We start from the raw sequence: 285 nt of genomic DNA, 5'->3' as shown, positions 1-285 counted from the left end.
GCGTATTCTTACTGCCCGGCAGGATCACCAGATCAACGTCAGTCAACGCTTCCGGGCGGCGAATATAGCGTATGCGCACATCCGGCTGCGCCGCCAGAGCGTTAAAATCCGTAAAGTTAGAAATATGTGGCAGTTGCACAATGGCAATAGTGATATCACGGGGGGCGTTACCGCGATATTTATCGTTTTGCAGCGCGACGCCATCTTCATCTTCCAGATCCACATCCAGCCACGGCATCACCCCCAGAACCGGGACGCCGGTAAGCGATTCGATTTGTTCGATAC

1 pseudogene is annotated in these 285 nt (G+C 53.7%); it reads right to left on the bottom strand.

From position 1 onward, the window contains the following. Positions 1-285: pseudogene (locus tag J4G32_RS21230) on the bottom strand (cobyric acid synthase); the annotation flags it as partial.

This window comes from Microvirga antarctica (genome assembly GCF_017921815.1).
GTDB classification, from domain to species: Bacteria; Pseudomonadota; Alphaproteobacteria; order Rhizobiales; family Beijerinckiaceae; genus Microvirga; species Microvirga antarctica.
This window is presented reverse-complemented; position numbering and strand designations above follow the sequence as displayed.